The sequence below is a fragment of the uncultured Leifsonia sp. genome (assembly GCF_945957465.1).
In the GTDB taxonomy this organism is placed as follows: Bacteria; Actinomycetota; Actinomycetes; order Actinomycetales; family Microbacteriaceae; genus Leifsonia.
The window spans coordinates 1-4,314 of sequence record NZ_CAMFLC010000104.1; the positions used below are offsets into that span (position 1 = coordinate 1).

Sequence of the window (4,314 nt, forward strand, 5' to 3'; positions counted from 1 at the left end):
GACTCGATGCGGGCGCGACTCTCGTGCAGGGCTACACCGCGTTCCTCTACCGCGGTCCGCTGTGGGCGCGGCAGATCAACACCGGGCTGCTACGCCTCCGGCGTGCCCTGGTGGAAGCGCAGGCGCCAGCGGCCTCCGCTGCGAAGCCACACTGAGCTGCGCAGGCTCGCCCCCCGCTCGTCCACCGTTCGAGCGGTGAGGAGGATGACGTCGGAACCGAGCCGCTCGGTTCCCAGCACGGCGATCTCGGCCGCCGGCGCGTCCTCTTCGGCCAGCACCTCCAGGATCGCGTCGCGGCCCCACAGCGTTCCGGACCGGCCGATCTCTTCGAAGTCGGGATGCAGCAGCGCTGCGACGCGCGACGCGTCGGCCCTCACGGACGGCTCGACGAGTTCCCGCTCGAGCCGTGCGACGACCTCTTCGTCGGTCTCCACCGCGGTCAGCAGGTCGTCGAAGAGGTCGAACTCCACCGCCGTGGCCGCGGGAGCCGCGCCGCCGGACTCCGCCGGGGCCGGACGCGCGAGCGCGGGCTCGGGCTCGTGGACCGCCGCTCCCGGCCATCCCGGCCCGATCGGTATGGCGTCGCCGTCGCGATAGGCGGTCGCGACGGCTCGCGCGCGCAGATCGGCTGCTTCGTTGAGATCGTGACCGGCGTGGCCCTTGACCCACTCGAACCGGTAGCTGCGGCCCTGCAGTGCGCGGTCGAGGCGTTCCAGCAGCTCACGGTTGAGCACCGGGGAGCCGTCGGATTTGCGCCAGCCCTTGCGCTTCCACCCGGGCATCCACTTGGTGACCGAGTTGATGACGTACTGGCTGTCGCACAGGATGCGGAGGTCGTCGTCGACGTGGGCGGTGGATTCCAGCAGATCGATGACGGCCATCAGCTCGCCCATGTTGTTCGTGCCGTGAGGCCAGCCGCCCGCCGACCAGTGGTCGTCGTCGACGTACCAGGCCCAGCCGGCAGGGCCGGGGTTACCCAGGGCGGAGCCGTCCGCCGCTGCGACGATCGTCACGTCAGCTGGGGTACTGGCCGCGCTTGACCTGCGGCTTCGGCAGGCGCATGACGCGCAGCTGGAGCGCCCGCATCGCGGCGTACCACCGGAGGCCGCGCTCGACCTTGGTCTTGCCGAACTTCTCGCCCACCTTCCGGGTGACCATGAAGCCGAGGACGATGCAGTCGAGGACGGCGATCAGGAAGAAGGCCCACAGGGCGACCAGGCCCCAGAGCTGCATGAACTGCCAGGGCAGGAAGCTGAGCACGATGACCAGCAGCATCACGGGGATGAGGAACTCGCCGATGCTGAACCGCGCATCCACGTAGTCGCGCACGTAGCGTCGCTGCGGACCGCGGTCGCGGGCGGTCAGGTAGCGCTCGTCGCCCGCGGCCATCCCGATGCGGGCCTTCTCGCGGGCCTCGGCCTGCTTGCTGCGCGCCGCCCGAGCCGCCTCTTTGCGGTCGGTGGGCACGAGCGGCCGCTTGCGGGCGGCCTCCTGCTCGCGGCGGGTGGGCGTGGGGGCGCCCTTGCCCTGCGTGAGCCGGGCCGCGGTCTCTTCGGGGGTCTCGACGGCGGGCGTCTCCGCCTCGGCCGCCGGGTTCTGTCGTTTCGCCAACGCTTGCGCCTTCGTTTCAGTGGTCCGTTTAAGATTACCCGCATGACAGACTCCCAGCAGACTCCTTCCGGCCGAATCGCAGGGGAGGAGCCCGACGCCGTCGAAGCGCGCGTCAGGTCCGCCGTCGAGACCGGCCTGCCCTCCACGATCGCCGAGCTCTCGCGCCTGGTGCGCATCCCCTCGGTGTCGTGGGCGGCCTACGACCCCGCGAACGTGCGCGCGAGCGCCGACGCGGTCGCGGGACTGCTGCGCGACACGGGCGCGTTCGACAGCGTCGAGGTGAAGCAGGCGCCCATCGCCGGCGACACCCTCGGCCAGCCCGCCGTGCTCGCCACGCGGGCGGCGAGGAACGGCCGCCCCACCGTGCTCCTCTACGCGCACCACGACGTGCAGCCGCAGGGCGACGCGGCGAACTGGGACACCCCGCCGTTCGAGCCGACGGTGCGCGGCGACCGCCTCTACGGCCGGGGCGCTGCCGACGACAAGGCGGGCGTGCTGTCGCACGTCGCGAGCGTGCGCGCCCTGGTCGAGGCCCTCGGTCCCGACTTCGATCTCGGTCTGGCGGTCTTCATCGAGGGCGAGGAGGAGTTCGGCTCCCGCTCGTTCGCGAACTTCCTCGAGCAGAACAAGGCAGCCCTCGAGGCGGACGTCATCGTCGTCGCCGACTCGGACAACGTCGACGTCGACACCCCGGCGCTGACCGTCTCGCTTCGCGGGAACGTGACCTTCAAGCTCACCGTGTCCACCCTGGAGCACGCCTCGCACTCGGGCATGTACGGGGGAGCGGCTCCCGACGCCATGCTCGCGCTCGTCGCCCTGCTGGCGACGCTGCACGACGAGAACGGCTCGGTCGCCGTCGAGGGCATGCGGTCGCACGACGACGCCGCGGAGCCGCCGGCGCTGAGCGAGGAGCAGTTCCGCGAGGAGGCCGCGCTGCTGCCCGGCGTCACGCCGATCGGCACCGGGCCGATCCTGTCGCGGATGTGGTCGCAGCCCACGGTGACCATCACCGGCATCGACGCGCCGAGCGTGGTGGACGCCTCCAACACACTCCTCCCCAGTGTGGCCGTGCGGCTGAGCGCCCGCGTCGCGCCGGGGCAGCCCGCCTCGGAGGCCTATGCGGCGCTCGAGCGCCATCTGCGCGCCCACGCGCCGTTCGGGTCCCACATCGACATCAGCGATGTCGACACCGGCGACGCCTTCCTCGTCGACACGGCCGGCTGGGCCGCGACGGAGGCGAAGCAGGCGATGGCGGACGCCTGGGGCCGGGAGGCGGTCGAGACCGGCGTCGGCGGGTCCATCCCGTTCATCGCCGACCTGGTGCGCGAGTTCCCGGACGCGCAGATCCTGGTGACCGGCGTCGAAGACCCGGACACCCGCGCCCACAGCCCGAACGAGTCGCTGCACCTCGGGGTGTTCAAGCGGGCGATCCTCGCGGAGGCCCTGCTGCTGGCCCGCCTCGACCGCCGGCAGCGCTGACCGCCGGCCGGCGGATCGGTCACCGTTGAGCGATCTCCCGTCCGGGAGACGTACAATCGACCCAGATTTCGCAATCGAACACCCGATCCACGTGTGAGGAGCCCCATGACCGACACAGCGCTGACTGAGACCAAGGCCCACGGCGTCGGCCTGACCGACAACGCCGCAGGCAAGGTCAAGAGCCTGCTCGAGCAGGAGGGTCGCGACGATCTGCGCCTGCGCGTCGCGGTCCAGCCCGGCGGCTGCTCCGGCCTGATCTACCAGCTGTACTTCGACGAGCGCATGCTCGACGGAGACGCGACGGTGGACTTCGACGGCGTCGAGGTCATCGTCGACAAGATGAGCGTGCCCTACCTGGACGGCGCCACCATCGACTTCGAAGACACCATCCAGAAGCAGGGGTTCACCATCGACAACCCCAACGCGACGGGCTCGTGCGCCTGCGGAGACTCGTTCCACTGAGCCTTCCATAGCACAGGAAACACCTCTGGGCCGCCCCGTGTGGGCGGCCCTTTGTGTTCGAAACCGGGTGTCCGGCGGAGTAGGGTAGAGAACGCCACGTACAGTTGCATGTGAACTGTCCCCGAGTCTCTCGAAAGGTCACCGGTGCGTCACAATCGCCGTCTCCGATGGGCTGCCATCCCGATCGCAGCGACACTCGCTATCGTCCTCGCGGGCTGCACGCAGGCCCAGCTCCACGGCTTCCTGCCGGGCTTCGTCGCGGGCGAGCAGCCCGTCACGAACCACACCGAGCGCATCAGCGGCCTCTGGGTGACGAGCTGGATCGTCCTCCTCATCGTGGGAATCGTGGTGTGGGGCCTCATCCTGTGGGCGGTCATCGTCTACCGTCGCCGCAAAGGCCAGACCGGTCTCCCCGTGCAGCTGCGCTACAACATGCCGATCGAGATCTTCTACACGATCGTCCCGCTCATCCTGGTGCTCGGCTTCTTCGCGTTCACCGCGCGCGACCAGAACGCCATCGAGCAGCCGTACGCGCACCCCGACCTCAAGATCCAGGTCTACGCCAAGCAGTGGGCGTGGGACTTCAACTACGTCACCGACAACGTCTACGACCCGGGAATCCAGGCTCAGCCCGACGACGCGAACGCCGCGCCCGGCACGGTCCAAGAGAGCCAGATCCCCACGCTCTACCTCCCCGAGAACAAGAAGATCACGATCCAGCTCGACTCGCGCGACGTGATCCACTCCTTCTGGGTGCCGGCG

Annotated in this window: 5 protein-coding genes; 3 read left to right on the top strand and 2 right to left on the bottom strand. The window is 69.9% G+C overall.

What is annotated here, in order from left to right:
* Nucleotides 1–89 precede the first annotated feature (89 nt).
* Both Q0Q23_RS19800 and Q0Q23_RS19805 read right to left on the bottom strand, forming a co-directional pair.
* Nucleotides 90–1,013 (bottom strand): ribonuclease HI family protein, encoded by a 924-nt coding sequence (locus Q0Q23_RS19800; RefSeq protein WP_295128442.1) that lies wholly within the window; start codon nt 1,011–1,013, stop codon nt 90–92.
* A 1-nt stretch (nt 1,014) separates the two neighbouring features.
* The gene (locus Q0Q23_RS19805; protein WP_295128445.1) at nt 1,015–1,611 is read right to left on the bottom strand and encodes a DUF3043 domain-containing protein; all 597 of its coding nucleotides are present in this window, start codon (nt 1,609–1,611) and stop codon (nt 1,015–1,017) included.
* Between the two features lie 42 nt (nt 1,612–1,653).
* Here Q0Q23_RS19805 and Q0Q23_RS19810 point away from each other — a divergent pair, with 42 nt between their 5' ends.
* The 3 genes from Q0Q23_RS19810 to Q0Q23_RS19820 form a co-directional block, all read left to right on the top strand.
* On the top strand, nt 1,654–3,090 hold the full coding sequence (locus tag Q0Q23_RS19810) for a dipeptidase (RefSeq protein WP_295128448.1): 1,437 nt from the start codon (nt 1,654–1,656) through the stop codon (nt 3,088–3,090).
* A 105-nt stretch (nt 3,091–3,195) separates the two neighbouring features.
* A complete protein-coding gene (gene erpA, locus Q0Q23_RS19815) occupies nt 3,196–3,552 on the top strand; it encodes an iron-sulfur cluster insertion protein ErpA (protein ID WP_295128451.1) in 357 nt (118 codons plus the stop codon).
* 144 nt (nt 3,553–3,696) lie between these two features.
* A partial coding sequence (locus Q0Q23_RS19820; RefSeq protein ID WP_295128454.1) for a cytochrome c oxidase subunit II occupies nt 3,697–4,314 on the top strand: 618 nt, incomplete at its 3' end.